18 protein-coding genes, 1 tRNA gene and 2 pseudogenes are annotated in these 18,840 nt (G+C 40.7%); 12 read left to right on the forward strand and 9 right to left on the reverse strand.

From position 1 onward, the window contains the following. Nucleotides 1-164: 164 nt before the first annotated feature. Together HXY43_RS25920 and rpaB are read right to left on the reverse strand one after the other, a co-directional pair. Entirely contained in the window at nucleotides 165-818 is a 654-nt protein-coding gene (locus tag HXY43_RS25920) for a cofactor assembly of complex C subunit B (protein WP_290889862.1), read from the reverse strand. 84 nt (nucleotides 819-902) lie between these two features. Then, nucleotides 903-1,631: a response regulator transcription factor RpaB gene (gene rpaB, locus HXY43_RS25925; protein ID WP_016872551.1), complete on the reverse strand. Its 729-nt coding sequence runs from the start codon at nucleotides 1,629-1,631 to the stop codon at nucleotides 903-905. A 169-nt stretch (nucleotides 1,632-1,800) separates the two neighbouring features. Between rpaB and radA the strand changes: the two genes are divergently transcribed. Further along, nucleotides 1,801-3,339, forward strand: a complete 1,539-nt coding sequence (radA, locus tag HXY43_RS25930) for a DNA repair protein RadA (protein WP_290889866.1) — start codon at nucleotides 1,801-1,803, stop codon at nucleotides 3,337-3,339. Nucleotides 3,340-3,478: 139 nt separating this feature from the next. Here the strand turns inward: radA and HXY43_RS25935 are convergent, their stop codons facing one another. From HXY43_RS25935 to HXY43_RS25945, 3 genes are all read right to left on the reverse strand, one after another. Continuing rightward, nucleotides 3,479-3,952, reverse strand: coding sequence for a TspO/MBR family protein (locus HXY43_RS25935; protein WP_290889868.1), 474 nt, complete (start codon nucleotides 3,950-3,952; stop codon nucleotides 3,479-3,481). A gap of 138 nt (nucleotides 3,953-4,090) precedes the next feature. Next, the gene (locus HXY43_RS25940) at nucleotides 4,091-6,184 is read right to left on the reverse strand and encodes a S9 family peptidase (protein WP_290889871.1); all 2,094 of its coding nucleotides are present in this window, start codon (nucleotides 6,182-6,184) and stop codon (nucleotides 4,091-4,093) included. Nucleotides 6,185-6,209: 25 nt separating this feature from the next. Next, on the reverse strand, nucleotides 6,210-6,959 hold the full coding sequence (locus tag HXY43_RS25945) for a hypothetical protein (RefSeq protein WP_290889874.1): 750 nt from the start codon (nucleotides 6,957-6,959) through the stop codon (nucleotides 6,210-6,212). A gap of 232 nt (nucleotides 6,960-7,191) precedes the next feature. Here HXY43_RS25945 and hemE point away from each other — a divergent pair, with 232 nt between their 5' ends. The 6 genes and pseudogenes from hemE to HXY43_RS25975 all read left to right on the forward strand — a co-directional run bounded on the left by hemE (nucleotide 7,192) and on the right by HXY43_RS25975 (nucleotide 12,556). Further along, a complete protein-coding gene (gene hemE / locus HXY43_RS25950) occupies nucleotides 7,192-8,247 on the forward strand; it encodes a uroporphyrinogen decarboxylase (protein WP_290889877.1) in 1,056 nt (351 codons plus the stop codon). A gap of 161 nt (nucleotides 8,248-8,408) precedes the next feature. Further along, entirely contained in the window at nucleotides 8,409-9,374 is a 966-nt protein-coding gene (locus tag HXY43_RS25955; RefSeq protein WP_290889880.1) for an NAD(P)-dependent oxidoreductase, read from the forward strand. 236 nt (nucleotides 9,375-9,610) lie between these two features. Then, on the forward strand, nucleotides 9,611-11,197 hold the full coding sequence (locus tag HXY43_RS25960; protein ID WP_290889883.1) for a B12-binding domain-containing radical SAM protein: 1,587 nt from the start codon (nucleotides 9,611-9,613) through the stop codon (nucleotides 11,195-11,197). A gap of 414 nt (nucleotides 11,198-11,611) precedes the next feature. After that, a complete protein-coding gene (locus tag HXY43_RS25965; RefSeq protein WP_035139392.1) occupies nucleotides 11,612-11,887 on the forward strand; it encodes a GlsB/YeaQ/YmgE family stress response membrane protein in 276 nt (91 codons plus the stop codon). Nucleotides 11,888-11,999: 112 nt separating this feature from the next. Then, nucleotides 12,000-12,161, forward strand: a pseudogene (locus HXY43_RS25970) (DUF2391 family protein); the annotation flags it as partial. Then, the gene (locus tag HXY43_RS25975) at nucleotides 12,158-12,556 is read left to right on the forward strand and encodes a TIGR02588 family protein (protein WP_290889888.1); all 399 of its coding nucleotides are present in this window, start codon (nucleotides 12,158-12,160) and stop codon (nucleotides 12,554-12,556) included. The pseudogene HXY43_RS25970 and the gene HXY43_RS25975, both read left to right, overlap by 4 nt. 35 nt (nucleotides 12,557-12,591) lie before the next feature. Here the strand turns inward: HXY43_RS25975 and HXY43_RS25980 are convergent. Continuing rightward, nucleotides 12,592-12,663 (reverse strand) — tRNA-Lys (locus tag HXY43_RS25980). A gap of 671 nt (nucleotides 12,664-13,334) precedes the next feature. On the opposite strand from HXY43_RS25980, the gene HXY43_RS25985 reads away from it, so the two are divergent. Further along, nucleotides 13,335-13,763 (forward strand): peptidylprolyl isomerase, encoded by a 429-nt coding sequence (locus HXY43_RS25985; protein WP_026731511.1) that lies wholly within the window; start codon nucleotides 13,335-13,337, stop codon nucleotides 13,761-13,763. Nucleotides 13,764-14,031: 268 nt separating this feature from the next. Here the strand turns inward: HXY43_RS25985 and HXY43_RS27020 are convergent, their stop codons facing one another. Next, nucleotides 14,032-14,127 (reverse strand): hypothetical protein, encoded by a 96-nt coding sequence (locus HXY43_RS27020; RefSeq protein ID WP_331280951.1) that lies wholly within the window; start codon nucleotides 14,125-14,127, stop codon nucleotides 14,032-14,034. 39 nt (nucleotides 14,128-14,166) lie between these two features. Beyond that, nucleotides 14,167-14,292, reverse strand: coding sequence for a hypothetical protein (locus HXY43_RS25990; protein ID WP_290889892.1), 126 nt, complete (start codon nucleotides 14,290-14,292; stop codon nucleotides 14,167-14,169). Between the two features lie 292 nt (nucleotides 14,293-14,584). Between HXY43_RS25990 and HXY43_RS25995 the strand changes: the two are divergent. From HXY43_RS25995 to HXY43_RS26010, 4 genes and pseudogenes are all read left to right on the forward strand, one after another. Further along, nucleotides 14,585-15,016: pseudogene (locus tag HXY43_RS25995) on the forward strand (glucosidase); the annotation flags it as partial. Between the two features lie 416 nt (nucleotides 15,017-15,432). After that, complete coding sequence (locus HXY43_RS26000; RefSeq protein WP_290889895.1) at nucleotides 15,433-15,981, forward strand: FAD-dependent oxidoreductase; 549 nt, start codon at nucleotides 15,433-15,435, stop codon at nucleotides 15,979-15,981. A 118-nt stretch (nucleotides 15,982-16,099) separates the two neighbouring features. After that, complete coding sequence (locus HXY43_RS26005) at nucleotides 16,100-16,309, forward strand: DUF1622 domain-containing protein (protein WP_290889898.1); 210 nt, start codon at nucleotides 16,100-16,102, stop codon at nucleotides 16,307-16,309. 439 nt (nucleotides 16,310-16,748) lie between these two features. Further along, nucleotides 16,749-17,036 carry a Mo-dependent nitrogenase C-terminal domain-containing protein gene (locus HXY43_RS26010; RefSeq protein ID WP_290889901.1) on the forward strand — a complete coding sequence of 96 codons (288 nt, stop codon included), beginning with the start codon at nucleotides 16,749-16,751 and terminating at the stop codon, nucleotides 17,034-17,036. 20 nt (nucleotides 17,037-17,056) lie between these two features. Here the strand turns inward: HXY43_RS26010 and HXY43_RS26015 are convergent, their stop codons facing one another. Further along, complete coding sequence (locus HXY43_RS26015) at nucleotides 17,057-18,307, reverse strand: GAF domain-containing sensor histidine kinase (RefSeq protein WP_290889904.1); 1,251 nt, start codon at nucleotides 18,305-18,307, stop codon at nucleotides 17,057-17,059. Nucleotides 18,308-18,840 lie beyond the last annotated feature (533 nt).

The following is an 18,840-nucleotide window of genomic DNA, read 5'->3' on the forward strand; positions in this document are numbered from 1 at the left end:
CTCCCCCAACCCCAGAGGGGACCCCGAAGCCCCCAATCCCCACTCCCTGTCGGTCGTGGGGGCCGGTGAGTCCCCCATGTAGACGCCCGCAGGGCGGCTTAAGGCAGAGTACCCGTAAGGGTAATTGGTAATTGGTAATTGATAATTGGTAATTTTCTCTCCCATTACTCATTACCCATTACCTCACCTAGAGTAACAGCTAATTTATCAGCAATTCCAGCGATCCAGTTTTCATCTTGTTTGGTATAACTGCGAGGAGCATTTGCTCCTAAAATTAAAACACCTTCTTTGCCTATAGGTTGACAAATTATTCCTTGGGTATTTTCTGGTAAATAATCAAATTCAATTTTTCCTGGATAGACTTTTAAATTAACCAAATAAACGGGTTTTTGTGTTTCTAGTACCCGCTTTAAAATTGGCCCTATTGTCACCTCTGATTTTGTGCTTAAAATTCCGCGTCGCAACAAAACTTGACCTTGATAAAAAACAACCAGCGATCGCGTTACTGTATTAGTTAATAACAAATGAGATGCCCAAGCTAGTTCTATTTTGATTCTCTCTGGCAAATCTGGAGCAAGTACAAAACCTTCTTCTCCAATTAGTTCTACCGCATCAGGCGGTTGGGGTTGTACCTGCTGCCAAAGCAAACCAGTCAAAATTAACACTCCACTTAAAATCACACCTAGGACATCTGCACGGGCTTGGGAGTCTGTTATATCTGATGTCAGCAACCGATTAATCAGCAAAAGTACAGCGCCTAATCCACCAACAACAATAGGTAGAAGCCGCAAAATGCGATTCGGATCAGATTTAGCCATGTTTCTACAGTACTGACTTAGGAGTTAGGAATTCTGAGCTTGATTTTCACCCCATCTCCCTATCTCCCCATCTCCCCATTTTTATTACTCCTCCCCTGGTTCAATGATCCGTTGAAAAAGATAGCCTGTTCCTCTAGCTGTGAGAATTAACTCTGGGTTGCTGGGATCGTCCTCCAGCTTTGCCCGCAGACGCGAAATATGTACATCTACTACACGGGTATCCACATGGCGTTCTGGTGTGTATCCCCATACTTCCTGCAAAATTTCCGAGCGGGAAAAAGCTTCGCCAGAGCGACTTACCAACAACTCTAACAAGCTAAATTCCATACCTGTCAAGCGAATGCGCTCATCACCTTTGTAGACTTGCCGCTTATTTGTGTCGATTTTGATGTTGCCAACATGGATTACCCCAGAACTAGGTATCCCAGAAGCGCCGGTTTTGTCTACCCGTCGCAGTACTGAGCGAATGCGAGCTTCGAGTTCTTTTGGGGAAAAAGGTTTAACTACGTAATCATCAGCACCCAATTCCAGACCGGTGATGCGATCGGCTACATCTCCCAAGGCTGTTAGCATAATAATTGGGACATCTGATTCTTTACGTAATTCTTGACAGACGCCGTAGCCATCAAGCTTGGGCATCATCACATCCAAAACCACCAAATCAGGGTCAGTTTTGCGGAAAGTTTCCAAAGCTTCTTCGCCATCACCAGCTGTCACCACGTCGTAACCAATCATTGAAAGGCGTGTTTCTAAAATACGACGAATGCTGGCCTCGTCATCAACTACCAGAATTTTTTCTTTATGACTTTCCAAGTTTCTCAACGCTCCTTAACTAAAATTTTTCATGATTAATTTTTCATACCATAATATTAAGATATCATTCCAATAATTACGTTGGGGAAAGCCAAAACTACTACTATTATTGACTTTTTGTTTGCTTAAAGAATTAAGGAAAAATTAAGATTATTTAATAAGATTAAGAATGCCAAAGCCAAAAACTTATTACGTTTGTAACCAATGTGGCGCAGAATCTCCCCAATGGTTTGGTAAGTGTCCATCGTGTGGTACATACAATTCTCTAGAAGAAGAAATTGCCATCCAATCCTCAACAGATATACCAAGTCGAGGGGTGAGTAGTTGGCATTCCCAACAAGGAACAAGTAAATCTGCTAATAAGCCAGCTAAGCCACGAGCTTCTCTTAGATTTGACCAAATTAGCGATCGCCAAGTCACACGCTGGCCTTCTGGTTATGGCGAACTAGATCGAGTCTTGGGCGGTGGTGTTGTTCCTGGTTCAATGGTGCTGATTGGTGGCGATCCGGGTATAGGTAAATCTACGCTACTACTACAGGTATCAAATGAACTAGCGCAGAGATACCGCATCCTCTACGTCTCTGGGGAAGAATCAGGGCAGCAGGTGAAGCTAAGAGCTTCACGCCTAGGAGTGACAAAATCCCTCAACGTGGTTGGCAATGACAATGGTAACGGAAACAAAAGTGAAGAAGTAACAGAAAATACTTTAGAATCTATAAAAATAGAAAGAAGCGACGCAGATTTATATGTATTACCGGAAACAGATTTGGAGGAGATATTAAAGGAAGTAGATTCCCTCAAACCGAATCTGGCGGTGATTGATAGTATTCAAACAGTGTTCTTTCCTGCTCTTACCTCGGCACCTGGTTCGGTAGCACAGGTACGTGAATGTACCGCAGCTTTAATGAAGGTGGCAAAGCATGAAGACATCACTATGTTAATTGTGGGACACGTCACCAAAGAAGGGGCGATCGCAGGGCCGAAAGTTTTGGAACACCTTGTTGATACTGTGTTGTATTTTGAAGGCGATCGCTTTGCTTCCCATCGGTTATTACGCACAGTAAAAAACCGCTTTGGTGCTACTCACGAAATTGGCATTTTTGAAATGGTAGAACACGGGTTGCGGGAAGTTTCCAACCCCTCAGAACTATTTTTGGGTAACCGTGACGATCCAGGGCCCGGTACGGCGATCGTCGTCGCTTGTGAAGGTACTCGTCCTATTGTTGTGGAGTTGCAAGCACTTGTAAGTCCTACCAGTTACGCTTCTCCCCGTCGTTCTACTACAGGGGTAGACTACAACCGTTTGGTGCAAATTTTGGCAGTCTTGGAAAAACGGGTAGGGATTCCCATGTCAAAATTGGATTCCTATGTTGCTTCCGCAGGCGGATTGAATGTCGAAGAACCAGCGGTAGATTTGGGAGTAGCAATTGCTGTAGTTGCCAGTTTCCGAGATCGGATTGTAGACCCCGGTACTGTGTTAATAGGTGAAGTTGGGTTAGGGGGACAAGTGCGCCCGGTGTCACAAATGGAACTGCGGTTAAAAGAAGCGGCAAAACTGGGGTTTAAAAGAGCGATCGTGCCAAAAGGGCAAAAGTTCCCCGATTTAAATATCGAGATTTTACCAGTTTCAAAGGTAATAGATGCGATTATTGCGGCAATACCGCACCATACTCTAGAAGATAGCGATTTAGAACCGGATGATGATTAGTTGTAACTGGTGCGTTAGTTACTGGTAACGCACCTAAGTATGGCTTTGCGTAAAAAAGTAGGGATTTTAAACGCAGAGGATCGCAAAGGAAAACGCAAAGGGGCGCGGAGTGTTATACAGAAATTTCGCTATTGATGTACTAAGAATCTTCGGGGTTGAGCTGTATTAATTCTTCGGTGGTGTATGTTCCAACTGGACTCCATATTAAATAGGGAACGAGTAACAAAGCTGCTAATCGAGAAATTGGGAAAACAGATAATGTTAGCAGCACACCCAAGATAATACCTACCGATCCAATTATTTCCCCAATTCTGAGACTGCGAAATCTCAACATTAAAGGTATGTAGGTGACGGTGATAATTTCTAGCAAGAGATAGCAACTCATTAGCAACCAGGTAAATAAACTTCCTGGATTTTTTTGCCAAACAAGATAAGCTGAAGCAGCACCGCACACAAAAATCACAGTCCAAATCAGCGGAATTAAAGGCTCAAAAACTAACCAACGAGGACGAGTTAGCTGTGCAAACCATTTGACATCACGCGGTGTGATGAAGAAACTACCAAACGCAACTAAAAAAGTTACAGCCCCAATTATCAACCAAGAAGGAATCATATTAATTACCTTTTAACCTGTATTTTGTCAAGTGTTACACGGCAATTTTGGCAATTTCGGATATGAGTTTAATCAGTCGTTGGTTGGATTATTAATTTGGGTTAAACGAACCTGTAGAAACAATTGCTGGTTGCTTGCTTAGCCGTAAGACTGCTTTTGTTCGCAAGCAGTTAAGCCTAACCGATCCAGAACAAAGGCATACTCAAACGCCAATTCTTTCAGGCTTTCATAACGTCCGGATGCACCACTATGTCCTGCGCCCATGTTGGTTTTGAGTAGGAGAATGTTGTTATCTGTCTTGAGTTCTCGTAGTTTCGCTGTCCATTTGGCAGGTTCCCAATATTTGACGCGAGAATCATTCAAGCCAGCGGTGATGAGGGTATCTGGGTAATCTTTCGCCTCGACGTTATCGTAGGGCGAGTAAGATTTCATATAGTCGTAATAAACTTTATCGTTGGGATTACCCCATTCTTCCCATTCCATGGCTGACAGAGGTAAAGAGGTATCAAGTATAGTTGTGACTACGTCTACAAAGGGGACATCGGCAACTACTACTTTAAATAAGTCGGGACGCATGTTCATAACTGCTCCCACCAATAAACCGCCTGCACTACCACCAGAAATCGCGCTCGCATGGCTTGTTGTCCACCCTTCGGCAATTAAATATTCTGCACAGGCAATAAAATCTGTAAAGGTGTTCTTTTTGTGCAAAAATTTGCCATCTTCATACCACTTGCGTCCCATTTCTCCACCGCCGCGAACATGGGCGATCGCAAATATGATTCCACGATCTAACAAAGAAAGTCGATTTGATGAAAATGATGCTGGGTAACTTGCTCCGTAAGCACCATATCCAGTCAGATATAAAGGATTTTTGCCATCTTTTTTGATGCTCTTTTTATAAACAATAGATATGGGAATTTGCGTACCGTCAGGTGCAGGAGCCATCAATTTTTCACTTTGATACTGGGTTCTGTCGTAGCCTCCCAGAACTTCTGTTTCTTTTTTCAACTCACGCTCTAACGTTTCCATATCGTAATCAAATACAGATGGCGGCGTGATTAAAGATGTATAGTGTATCCGTAAAGTAGTAGTGTGAAATTCTGGATTACTGCCTTCAAAAAATGAATAGGTCGGTTCGGGAAAGGTAATGTTATGTTCTTGATCGGTGGTCAGGTTTTGTACTCTTGCGACTGGTAGCCCATCCTTTCTTTCGTAAATTACTAAGTGGTTGGCAAACAGGCTAATACCTGATAGCATCACATCTTCGCGATGAGGAATTACAGTCTGCCAATTTTCTTTACCTGGTGAAGCTACCTGAGTTTTCATCAGTTTAAAGTTAATAGCTTCTTCATTTGTGACTATATAAAAATAATCGCTGTGATGGTCAACATCATATTCTATACCTGTGGTGCGGGGTTGGATTATTTGAAAATTTCCCTTAGGATTATTAGCGTCTAAATAATGAACTTCTGATGTGATTTTACTACCCAAATGCATCAAAATATATTCTTGACTGCGAGTTTTGCCAACTGCTAAATAATAACTATCATCTGGTTCATGATAAATGAGAACATCTTCATCAACTGATGTTTCTAAAGTATGCCTAAATACCTGAAATGGGCGATTGGCAACATCTAGTTTCGTATAAAATACTGTCTGATTATCATTAGTCCACGCCAAAGAAAAATAAGTATCAGGAATAGTTTCTGGATACAATTGATGTGTATTTAAGTCCAAAAAATACAACGTATATCTTTCGGAACCACTAGTATCTACTGAATAAGCCAAAATTTGGTGATTGGGGCTAACTTGCAACACTCCGATGCTGAAAAAATCATGTCCTTGAGACATTTCATTTTGGTCTAATAGCACTTCTTCGGGAGCATCGAGATTACCTTTTTTGCGGCAGTAAATGGGATAAGCTTTGCCTTCTTCAGTCCGGGAATAATAGTAATATTCATCTTTACGATATGGTACGGAAAGGTCTGTTTCTTTGATCCGAGACAGCATTTCTTCATAAAGCTGTGTTTGCAAACCTTCCGTATGCTGCATCATGGCTTGGGTGTAAGCATTTTCTCCTTCCAAGTAGGCTATTACTTTTGGGTTATCGCGATCGCGCATCCAAAAGTAGTTATCAATCCGCTTGTCGCCATGCAACTCGAAGATCTGGGGCTGTTTTTCAGCAACGGGTGGAGTCACTGTAATTTCTAAAGAATCAATTTTATCCATATTTTTTCACCTGAATTTGCTGCCACTACCTTTGTGTGGTAGCGCGACGAGAGTAGCTTTTCAAGGTACAAAAGCCAATGGCTGGGATAACTCCCAAAATAACTGCTGTTAATCCTTGTCCACTCAAATATAATGCCTGAGTGCGGTTTACTTCTGGAATCAGGTTTTGCACCAAGGGAAGTAACCACACCAAAACACTGATGCATAAATAGGAAATTGAAGGCAGAAAACTCCACCACCAAGCACCTGCTGTATTTTGCCGCAATACTAACCATTGCAAAAACCCCAGCCAAATTCCAGAGCCAATATATGAGATGGTTGACAAAACTCCAAAAAAAACCATCTCTTCAAAAGATAAAGTTTTATCTAACGATGTAGCTATGGATGAAATATAGTTAATCCATCCTCCAGAAACGCTATTAGCAATCAACCAACCCGCGCTAGTGGCAAGCAGCCACAATCTTGCAGATAGATATCGGCGCAGAATTAGTGCTTGATCGGCGGCAAAAATCACTGCAAAAACAATACTACTGAAAAGTTTTATCAACCAGTACCATATCGGTTGCTGTTGGAGAATAATTGGTGGGAGTGCTTGCAAAAGGGTTCTTTCGATGGCGATACTGGCAATTCCACCCACAACCCACCCTACAACAGTCATGAGAGTAAATTGAATAAAAAACTTGCGTCGCTGCGATCGCGGTATCAACAACCTAAGTACTTTGCTAGCGCTAGAAATGGAAACTTCCACAGAAGGTGTGTTGGAGTCTGTTTGCATAGAAATTCAGCTTAAAAGGATTTAAGTATAAAAGCTAAAGGATGAAATAAGATTAAGATAGATAAAATACAAGCTCTCGTAAAAAAAATTTAGACTTCTCAAAAACCTAGTTTCTTTAAAACTGGGTTTTTTAAATTCAGTTCACACTCAAAACCAGCTGCCTGAAAAAGCGCAAAGCCGGAATGATAAGCTAAACAATGACATAAATAAAGTGTTTAGGATGAACTGTTAAATGGGTATTTCCTCCAATGAACCCCTTCTTCTCAGGGCAGCTCGTGGTGAAGTTGTAGATCGTCCCCCAGTATGGATGATGCGGCAAGCGGGACGATATATGAAGGCTTATCGAGATTTAAGGGAGAAATACCCTTCGTTTCGCGATCGCTCAGAAATACCGGAAGTAGCGATCGAAGTTTCTTTACAGCCGTGGAGGGCTTTTCAACCAGATGGCGTGATTCTATTTTCTGATATTGTAACGCCGCTGCCTGGTTTGGGCATTGACATGGATATCGCTGAAGGTAAGGGGCCAATTATTCACTCCCCCATCCGTACTCAGGAACAAGTTGATAATCTGCGTCTTCTAGATCCAGAAGAGTCTTTACCGTTTATCAAAACCATTTTGCAGGCATTACGCCAAGGAGTGGGCAACAAATCAACAGTGTTGGGGTTTGTAGGTGCACCGTGGACACTAGCAGCTTATGCCGTGGAAGGAAAAGGTTCTAAAACCTATTCCATTATTAAAAACATGGCGTTCTCAGATCCAACGATACTGCATCAATTTTTAGGCAAACTTGCAGATGCGATCGCTACCTACGTGCGCTATCAAATTGACTGTGGCGCTCAAGTTGTGCAAATGTTTGATTCTTGGGCAGGCCAATTAAGCCCCCAAGATTATGAAACCTTTGCTCTCCCCTATCAGCAGCGAGTTTTCCAGCAAGTCAAACAAACCCATCCAGATACACCCCTGATTCTCTTGGTTAGCGGTAGCGCAGGTTTGTTAGAAAGAATGACAAAATCTGGTGCAGATGTCATCACTGTAGACTGGACAGTAGACATGGCAGATGCAAGAGCAAGATTGGGCAAGCACATGAAAGTGCAAGGAAATCTCGATCCTGGTGTCCTTTTTGGTTCCAAAGAGTTTATCCGCGATCGCATTATCGACACGGTTCGCAAAGCTGGTAATTGGGGTCACATCCTCAACCTCGGCCACGGTGTTCTCCCAGAAACCCCAGAAGAAAATGTAGCTTTCTTCTTTGAAACTGCTAAGCAACTCAACGCTGTTAGTTGTTAGTTGTTGGGTGTTGGTTGTTGGTTGTTGGTTGTTAGTAGATAGTAGTTAGTAGATAGTAGTAATTTTTTGTGAATAATCAACTAACCACTAACCACCAACCACTAACCACTAACCATTAACCACCAACCACTAACCACTAACCACTAACCACTAACTATGTTATGAACCAAAAACGCATTTTAGTGACCGGTGCAAGTGGATGTATAGGTCACTACATCAGTGAAGCTTTAATTCAGGAGACAGACCACGAGTTATATCTGTTAGTTAGGAACCCTGATAAATTAAAAATTGACACACAAGTCCGTCCGGGTATCACCGTGTTGCAAGGTGATATGCAAGAAATCCGGTATTTAGCCGACTTGCTGAAAACAATAGATACTGCGGTACTAACAGCGACAGCTTGGGGTGGTGCCGCAACCTTTGATATTAATGTAGTTAAAACTATAGAATTACTGAATTATTTAGATCTAGCTACCTGCGAACAGGTGATTTATTTTTCGACTGCAAGTGTTTTAGATAACAAAAATCAACCACTCAAGGAAGCAGGGGAACTGGGTACAGACTACATTCGTTCTAAATATGATTGCTTGCAGAGAATTGGGAAATTAGCGATCGCACCTAAAGTCACCGAAGTTTTTCCTACTTTCGTTTTAGGTGGCGATAGCAATAAACCTTACTCGCACGTGACATCTGGCATTCCCGAAGTTACAAAATATATAAATATAATCCGCTTTTTACAAGCAGATGGTAGCTTTCATTTTATTCATGGTCAGGATATTGCCACAGTGGTGCGATATTTAATAGATAATCCACCTAAAGAAGATGAAAATAGACAATTAGTTTTAGGTCAAACACCATTAACTGTAAACCAGGCAGTAGAAGAAGTATGCGCTTACCTGGGCAAAAAAATTTACTTTCGCATCCCTCTATCTCTTTATTTAGCGAACTTATTAATAGTTTTGTTTCGCATTCAAATGGCAGCTTGGGATAGATTTTGTATGAACTATCGGCATTTTTCTTATCAAAAATTCGTCAATCCTGGCAGTTTTGGTTTACAGAATTACTGTGCCACCATCAGCGATGTCTTGCGAATTAGCGGTGTTAAGGGTGTGACATCTGTTAAGTAAGATAAACATTATCTAAACCAATACTGTTCATAAATAAGCTCATAGGAAGCAATGCCTGAAGGCATCACATCAAGGTTGCCATCGCAGGCTTTGTTTGTGTATTTGCATCCTTTAGGATTCTGTGGAGAAAAAGATAGAAATGTTAAGATGCAAATTAATGTCATAAAAATTTAATTACACTTAAGACTTAAGTGTTGGTGGGATAAAAATCAAAGTGTGAGGAGGATTGAAACATTATGCGAGTTTTACTCGTCTATCCTGTATTTCCCAAAACCTTTTGGTCATACGAAAAGATATTAGCATTAGTAAATCGGAAAGTTTTGCTTCCACCCTTGGGATTAGTAACTGTGGCAGCGATTTTGCCCCAAGAATGGGAATTTAAGTTAGTGGATCGCAACATTCGTGCAGTCACAGAACAAGAGTGGGCATGGGCGGATTTGGTCATTTTCTCGGCAATGATAGTGCAAAAACAAGATTTGCTCGACCAAATTCGGGAAGCAAAAAGACGTGGCAAGTTAGTTGCTGTAGGTGGTCCCTATCCTACTTCAACACCTAGTGAACCAAAAGCAGCTGGTGCAGATTTTCTCATTCTGGATGAAGGAGAAATTACCTTGCCAATGTTTGTCGAGGCAATTCAACGCGGTGAAACATCTGGTACTTTGCGCGCTACAGAAAAACCAGATGTAACCACAACTCCAATACCCCGTTTTGATTTGCTGGATTTTGATGCCTATGACATGATGTCAGTTCAATTTTCGCGGGGTTGTCCTTTCCAGTGCGAATTTTGCGACATTATTGTTTTGTATGGGCGTAAACCACGCACCAAAACTCCGGCGCAACTGTTGACAGAGTTAGATTACCTCTACGAATTGGGTTGGCGGCGGGGTGTTTTCATGGTGGATGACAACTTTATTGGTAATAAACGCAATGTCAAGTTGTTGCTGAAAGAGTTAAAAGTCTGGATGCAGCAACATAATTATCCCTTCCGCTTTGACACAGAAGCTTCAGTTGATTTGGCGCAAGATCCAGAATTGATGGAGTTGATGGTTGAGTGTGGTTTTGCTGCGGTGTTCTTGGGAATTGAAACACCGGATGAAGAAAGTCTGCAATTGACGAAAAAGTTTCAAAATACCCGCAGTTCCTTAGTTGAATCAGTGCAAACCATCATTAAAGCTGGGTTGCGCCCAATGGCTGGGTTTATCATTGGGTTTGATGGCGAAAAAGCAGGTGCGGGCGATCGCATTGTCTGCTTTGCCGAACAAGCAGCAATTCCCTCCACCACCTTCGCGATGTTACAAGCACTGCCAGATACAGCACTGTGGCATCGCCTGAAAAAAGAAGGACGACTGCGGGAAAACAAAGATGGTAACATCAACCAAACCACCTTGATGAACTTTATCCCTACTCGTCCCCTAGAAGACATTGCTAGAGAATATATTGAAGCTTTTTGTGCTTTATATGACCCAGCAAAATACCTGGATCGCACCTATCGCTGTTTCCTAATGATGGGTACGCCGAAGTGGAAAGCACCCTTCAAAATGCCGGAGTGGGTAGTTGTGAAAGCACTACTGATTGTGATTTGGCGACAAGGGATAAAACGCCAAACTCGCTGGAAATTCTGGCATCACCTATTCAGTATTCTCAAGCATAATCCTGGTGTTGCAGAGCATTACTTAGCCACCTGCGCTCACATCGAGCATTTTCTAGAATATCGCCAAATTGTCCGCGACCAAATAGAATCTCAGCTGGCTGAATATCTTGCACAAGGTGTAGAAAAGCCATATGTGCCAGATCGGGGAAAAGCAGAACTATATGCTAGTTAAGAATCTTTGTGTCTTTGTGTCTTAGTGGTTAATAAAATTTCTTTTTGAACCACAAAGGCACAAAGACACTAAGTATCAAGTTACTTGGGTACGGTGGATTCATCGCTCTTGTAATTTTTGTGAAATGGTATCAAAGGTTATTTTTGAGCAAAATTAACTTTTGCAACATTTCTATTTAGGACGACTGTAAATATTTAGTAAAACAAACACATATCAACTAAGTAAATTACAACTAGCAACACTATCTTAATAAGTACTGTGACAATTGATATTGGTAGTTTTATTTAGATTTATTCCTAATTATTATTTCTTGCGAGAGAATAAGTTATTTAACCTTTGATAGAAGAAATGATAATTGGTAATTGTTATAGTAGTAACAGGATTGGTAATAGAAGATGGTAGAGGATTGAAATTATGATCAATCTGATTGCATGGATAATTCTAGGTCTAATCGCCGGGGCTATTGCTAAAGCTATCTACCCTGGTCCCCAAGGAGGCGGAATTGTAGCAACAATTATTCTAGGTATTATTGGTTCCTTAATTGGAGGAAGCTTATATAATTTGATACAGACGGGGAACCTAGTTATTACTGGAGCAGGTTTCAGTATTCCTGGTTTAATTGTTGCTATCATTGGAGCAATAATTGCAATTTTTATCTGGGGTTTAATAACTCGGCGCAGCACAGTATAGAGGATGTAAACAAAGATATATGGTTAGAGCCGATTTTATCGGAATTAACCTTTGTTTATGTTTCCCTGAAAATGATAAAAAACTCCACTGAGTTTATTCGGTGGAGTTTTCAATATTGAATTTTTAACGTAAAACTACGCTAGCGGCGGCATTAATGCTGTGGTTTTTTCAAAAGTTAACTTTTAGCGATCCTTGGAATGTATGGTTAGAATACACCTTGCTGCTGGGGCTACCTGCAACCATAGGTGGTGCTGCTGGTAGGTTGGCTCTATGAATAAAGAACAAGAACGGCCAAAGCGTTCGACTGCTGAATGGGTTACTTTTAGCCTTGCCTCATCGATCCTGGCTGTAGTTGTTGGTTTAGTGGGGTACATTTGGTTAAACGAAAAAGAGGAACCTCCTGTTCTTTCTGTGAGTAATAACCAGAGAATTCGGGAAGTCGAAGGACAATATTACGTTCCTTTTGAAGTCGTTAATACCGGTGGAGAGACAGCTGAATCAGTTCAAATCATAGCTGAGTTGCAGATCGAAGGGAAAGTCGCAGAAACAGCTGAGCAACAAATTGATTTTTTATCTCGTGGGGAAAAAGAACAAGGGGCTTTTATATTCACCCAAGATCCTCGCCAAGGTCAGTTAACTGTAAAAGTTGCCAGCTACAAATTACCTTAAGTCCATAGTCAAGATTCTATCGATTCTAGCTAAAGTGGGTGACGAGGGATTTGAACCCGCAACCAATGGATTAAGAGTCCACTGCTCTACCGTTGAGCTAGTCACCCAGGCTACTAAAATCCTAGCTAATTTCTAAGCAATTTGCTGAAATTTACCAGCCACAGCCGCTTGTTTTCACCTACACCGTCCAAATGTTTGCAAATTTTCTCAGTTTAGTCATTGAGGTTTCCTATTCTCTCGCTTACAGACATTTCTAATATCCTGGCTCGTCACACTCCAACATCGGATGAACCAAAGTTTTGTTACAGGAGAAATCTTAATAAATAACAAAATAGGGATAGATTTCTTCGTAGAAGTACTAGGGTGAAAAGAAGTAGTGAGCGGAGATTGAATGAGGAGTTAAACTTATCTTTTTACCTTTACCTGGTTTTATTTAGGCAAACGTGGATTTATAGATGCTCGAACTAGCAAGGAAATTAAAATTTAAGACTACCACTTTTCCAAACACGTTCAAAGCCTTGCTTAGATAAATTTTCGTAACGAAACCAAAGCAGCAGTCCATAGCACTTTGGCAACCCTAGCTAAATTGATTTAGACTCATCAAGCCTTTCAGCGAACTGAATAGTTCTCTGAACAAGTGGGTAAATATCTCTGAAGTAGCGTTCACGTTGCAAAAATTTTGTCAATCGGTCAGCCATAAAAAGAAGACTGAGCGGTTATTTCGGTAGATGAATAAATCCTTAGTAGCTTCACCGTACAATAATAAAGGAGACAACAAATGACACAAGCCAAACTGGGTGATACTGTAAAAGTTCACTATACAGGCAAACTAGATGATGGCACAGTGTTTGATTCCTCTGCTGAGCGAGATCCTTTACAGTTTTCTATTGGTGAGGGAGTAGTCATTCCCGGCTTTGAAGAGGCTGTAGTTGGCATGGCGCCAGGAGAATCAAAAACTGCAACGATTTCCGCTGACCAAGCTTATGGCCCTTATCGTCCAGAATTGGTTATGGTAGTTGAAAAACAGCGAATACCAACAGATGTTCCAGTAAAGGTCGGTCAACTATTGCAAATTTCCCAAAATAGTGGTCAGGTAATTCCAGTCGTTGTCACAAATGTTTCTGATTCTCAGGTGACTTTGGACGCCAATCACCCCTTAGCAGGACAGGAATTGATCTTCGATATCCAGTTAGTTGAGATTAACTGATTGTTTTTATCATTGATTCTCTATCGTGCAGACTGAAAAGTAAACTACCTACGCCAAGCCTAAGAACAGGTAGAAAGAACCTTCTGGCGGTTTCTAGGTAAAAAGGGAGAAATTAGTTAGGGTGCTTTATGTAACGTAAAGTATCCTAACTGACATCTGTCTTGAAAATAGGGATTGGGGATTGGGGATTGAGGATTGGGGAAGAGATTTTCATTCCCTCGTTGTAGGTGAAAAGCTCCTGGGATTCTAACTTGAAAATAGGGATCTCTTAACAAGGCGTAGTGAATCCCATAAAGTCACCAGCTGCTACCTCAAATTCTTCGTCACCGATCTCAGCTATTCCTCTTCCAAAAATAATGTAAATAAATTCCTCTTCACAGTGATGAAAGTGAAATTGAGTAGTTTATTTTCCTGGCTCTACTCGCACTAAATGAACACCTATATTTTTCATGCCTACAGCATCACTGAGGGATTTGGTATTTCTCACCGCTGGAGAATTGAGAGGATGTATGTTTAGAGTTTCCGGCATAGCTTCAATCTCACTAACTCTTAGCAGATGAGGTTGAAGATTTTGTCTTTGCTCAAATATTTGTTTACATTAGTTAAGTTTTATTATGAGTTTTCTCTGAGTTTATTATCTATAATTATTTGCTTTTAACTTATCTATTTTTAATCAAACTATCATTTCTAATTAGGATAAATAACAAATACTTTAAGTATGTCGATCTAACTGTTAGTAGTTAGTAGATAGTAGTTAGTAGTCAAAAATATACCACTATCCTCGAAATACTAACAAAACTAAAACAGAATCCATCAATAATATGGCAAACATCACAGCAGAAGAAAAAAGGTTGCAAGCAGCACGCGATCGCCAAGTCCACTGGCGACGCTGGGGGCCATATTTAAGTGAACGCCAGTGGGGAACAGTACGGGAAGATTACAGTGCAACAGGTTCAGCATGGGATTATTTTTCGCACGATCAGGCGCGATCGCGTGCTTATCGTTGGGGTGAAGACGGTATTGCTGGTATTTCTGATAACCATCAGAGACTTTGTTTTGCGATCGCCCTTTGGAATGGTGAAGATGCAATTATCAAAGAACGCCTGTTTGGTTTAACAGGAAATGAAGGTAATCATGGGGAAGATGTTAAAGAATATTACTTTTATTTAGACAATACACCTACCCATTCCTATATGAAATGTCTCTACAAATATCCCCACAGAGCATTTCCCTATTCCCAAATAGTAGAAGAAAAATGAATATTTTCATGGAAACAACGGCGCAGGAATTGGCGCAAGTCATCAAACAGGATGGACTGGATTAGTTGCAAAACTTATTCAACAGGTAGGAGAGTATAGCAGAGCAAATCAACCTGCAAAAATTACAAAAAATCAGATAGAACCTGTTACCAGATAACACGAATAGTAGGCAGTAATATTGAATCTATCTGTGTGTATCTGCGATCGCATTATCAACAATTAACGCTTGCAAGAGTTTTAAGCTATTCCACATTTAAATTACATGATCTGGGCGGGCAAGATGCCCACTCCACAAGAGTTTGAAAAAATTTCAATATGCAAATTAAATGTGCTTTAGCTTACTACTATTGTTTTATCTTCCTTTCTTATCTCCTCTTCGTGTTCTTTGTGGTTCGTTCCTCTAAAAAATTATGGAAACACTAGATGCAATCATCATAGGTAGTGGCCAAGGTGGCGTTCCTTTGGCAATAGACTTAGCCAAAAAAGGCAAAAACGTTGCGTTATTTGAACGCAGCGCCTTAGGTGGAAGTTGTATTAATTATGGCTGTACTCCTTCTAAAGCTTTCTTAGCAGCAGTACACGCCGCAGGTAGAACAAGACAAGCAGAAAAATTAGGCATCCACGCACAAATTAAAGTTGATTTTCCCGCAGTGATGGAACGTGTGCGCGGTATTCGTGGTAGTTTCAACGGTGGCGTAGAAAAGCGTTTAGATAATGCTGGTGTCAAGGTAGTTAAAGCCGAAGCTTCTTTCACCGGAGAACGTACAGTCACAGGCGGTGGCGAAACTTTTCAAGCACCTTTAGTAGTTATTAACACTGGTACATCCCCCTTCATCCCCGATATTCCCGGTTTGGCTGGTACGCCTTATATTACTAACTTAAATTTCTTTGATTTGCGCAAGATTGTTGATTTAAGTAGAACGGCACAAATAAAGTTAACTAGTAAGGGTCGTCATTAGTCATTTGTCATTGGTAAGTGTTTCAGCAATTTTATGTTTCTTAACATAGTGATGTTTATTGCTGCTACTTACTTAAAAGCTAGTTTTGAATATTTGTAGATAAGGCGATCGCCTGCTTGTGAAGGTATATAAGAGGGCGATCGCCCACCTCATCCCACCACAAACTCATCCATTCCCAACTGTCTCTCAGTCAAAATTCATCGTTGGACGACCAACAAATGAAATCGGTAAGCTAGCAGTAATCATCGTGTTGCGGACTGTGTTAAATTTCTTTCTTCAGCAAGAATTGCAAAAAGCTGCCACGAGAAAGCGTTATCTTCCTAAATGACTTTTTTATTTCACATCTTGCACGCCTATGCAACAGCCCCCAGGCAAGCCCACCACCCTCGTGGGTTCAACCTAGTTACGAGAATTAAAAGCCTCTGGCTCGTGTTGAGATGGAACAATCACCCGATTGGATGAGTCAATTGGATGAAGGCGATTGCAGTCTGAATTTACACAATATATATGAATGGGAAATTTTAGAGCGAGTTATCCTGGTGTAGCGTAAAAATTTTAGCTGATGCGTGAGTTAATCCGGAAACCTGCTACCAGAGTTTGTAGTTAGAGATGTTCCTAAAGACGAGAGATACACTCAAAAAAATCCCTCAAAAAAAAAAGGAACTTTTGCGTAAAACTAAAGAATCCAACCGTAATTATATATAGGAAGGATTCAAACCCAACCCAGTAGAACCTTATTTGAAATTCTAAATTCCCAGGTAAGAACTATGACAAGCTTTACTCAAATCCAAAGACAACACGACCTACTCCAGCCCATTCGTTATTGGTTAGAATCTATAGAAATTCATAACGCCAAACTTGCTCATTTTCTCTGTAAACTTATTCCTGCTCAATGTCCTTTTGAACGTGATGTTGTAGTATTTGGTCGCAAGCTATTTCACATTCCTCCAATGTGTAAGCTCAACCCCCTTTACGAAGAAGTTGTAAGTTTGCGTTTCAAAGCTCTCTGCTATCTTGCAGATGAATGTGGTGAGGATGTCGCAGTCTATTGCTAACAGCAAGTGAAATAACAAAGTCAAGCAGCAATCATTGGCAATTGCACGCTGACTGTAGTTCCTTCCAGAGCATTTGATTTAATTGACAACTCTCCACCATGAGCTTCCACAATGCGTTTGCTAATAGCAAGTCCTAACCCAGTTCCAGAGGATTTTGTCGAGTAAAAAGGCTGAACTAACTTAGGCAAAACCTCTAGAGCTATGGGTTCGCCATCATTATGTATATTAATGCAGACTTGATTTATATTGGTATTACTACAAATTTGCAACTTTACAGTATCTCCTTCTGCGATCGCTTCATACGCATTCCGGACTAAATTAATCAATACTTGCTTTAATTTATCTTTGTCACCTAATACCTTCGCCGCAGTTGTTGCTGGAAAAAATTCAATCTCTCTCCTCACTGCTTCCGGCATATCTCGCAGCGATGCTTGGATTTCATTAATCAATTCGTTAATCTCAATATTTTCTAGTTGCAAAGTCTGTGGCTTAGCGTAAAGCAATATTTCTTTTAATAATCTCTCCAATCGATTCGCTTCGTCTAATGCCAGAGATAATCGCTCTTTTGCTGGTGCAGATAAATCCAGTCTCTGAAAAAAGTTTAACCCCATTTTCATCGTGGTAAAAGGGTTGCGAATTTCATGGATAATGCAGGCAGCAAATTCACCAATTGCAGCTAACCTTTCTTGTTCCACTATTTGAGCTTGCGCTACCCGCAATTCTTCTGTTCTACGTGCTACCTCTGCTTCTAAAATCTGATTAAATTGCAACTGTTGCTGGTAAAGATAATAGTTATCTATCGCTGTTGCTGCACGTTCTGCAAATAACTCAGCGATACCAACCTCTTCAGCAGTAAATTGGCGTGGTGTTTTGTGAAAAGAACAAATTGTGCCAATCACTTCACCTTGAGAAGTACGTAAAGGTACACCTAAATAAGCTCGATACCCCTCTGGTGCTTTACCATAATCAGTATAGATTTTCGTATCTTCTACTACAAGGCTTTGCTTCGTCTCCACCACAGTGCCAGTTAAAAGACCATGTAATGAATATATTTCTTCACCTTCATCACCCATGTCTATACTACTAGCTAGCACCTTCTCGAAACCATTCTGGCAAAGAGTGACGACTGAGCAATCTAGCTCAAGTAATTCACTCACACCCAAGGTAATTTCTCTTAAATAGCGTTTAAGTTCTCCCGTACGATAACTGAGGGAAGATAAAACTTCTAACGTGCGTCTTTCTCGCTGCCATTCACCAGATTTACAAGACATGATATACTCCCTTTTTTAAAAAATTGCTTACTTCGCTGATTATGATTACTTCCGCAATCAAATTGACTTGCAAATAACAGCAACAATTCTTATCAAGTGGTAAACTTGGCTATGGGTATAATCTATACATGAAAATACCAAAATCTTAAGTATGAATTTGTAAATAAACGTAACTAATTTTTAGCCAAAAATAATTACAAGCTTTTATAAATTGTCCTCTAAGTGACGAAATATAAACAGTAAATTCAATTTATTTATGTCCGTATGAATTGAAAATATAGGACTCCTATTTGATTTTTGGGCGTTGCTGAATTTGGTCATGAATTATGTTTGCATACATTTTTGTAGCTCGATGCCAAATCATTGTAGAGACGTAGCAATGCTACGTCTGGTCATACCCGTGAATTGTAAATTCATACAGCAAATTTCAAGTGAATCAGGTACAGTTAGCAAATCCCTCACCCTCTTTCCCTCTCCCAATATTGGGAGAGGGATGTCCGTCAAAAGTGAGGGTGTACTTCATTTTCATGCAA

Source organism: Fischerella sp. (genome assembly GCF_013388695.1).
Taxonomy (GTDB): Bacteria; Cyanobacteriota; Cyanobacteriia; order Cyanobacteriales; family Nostocaceae; genus PCC9605.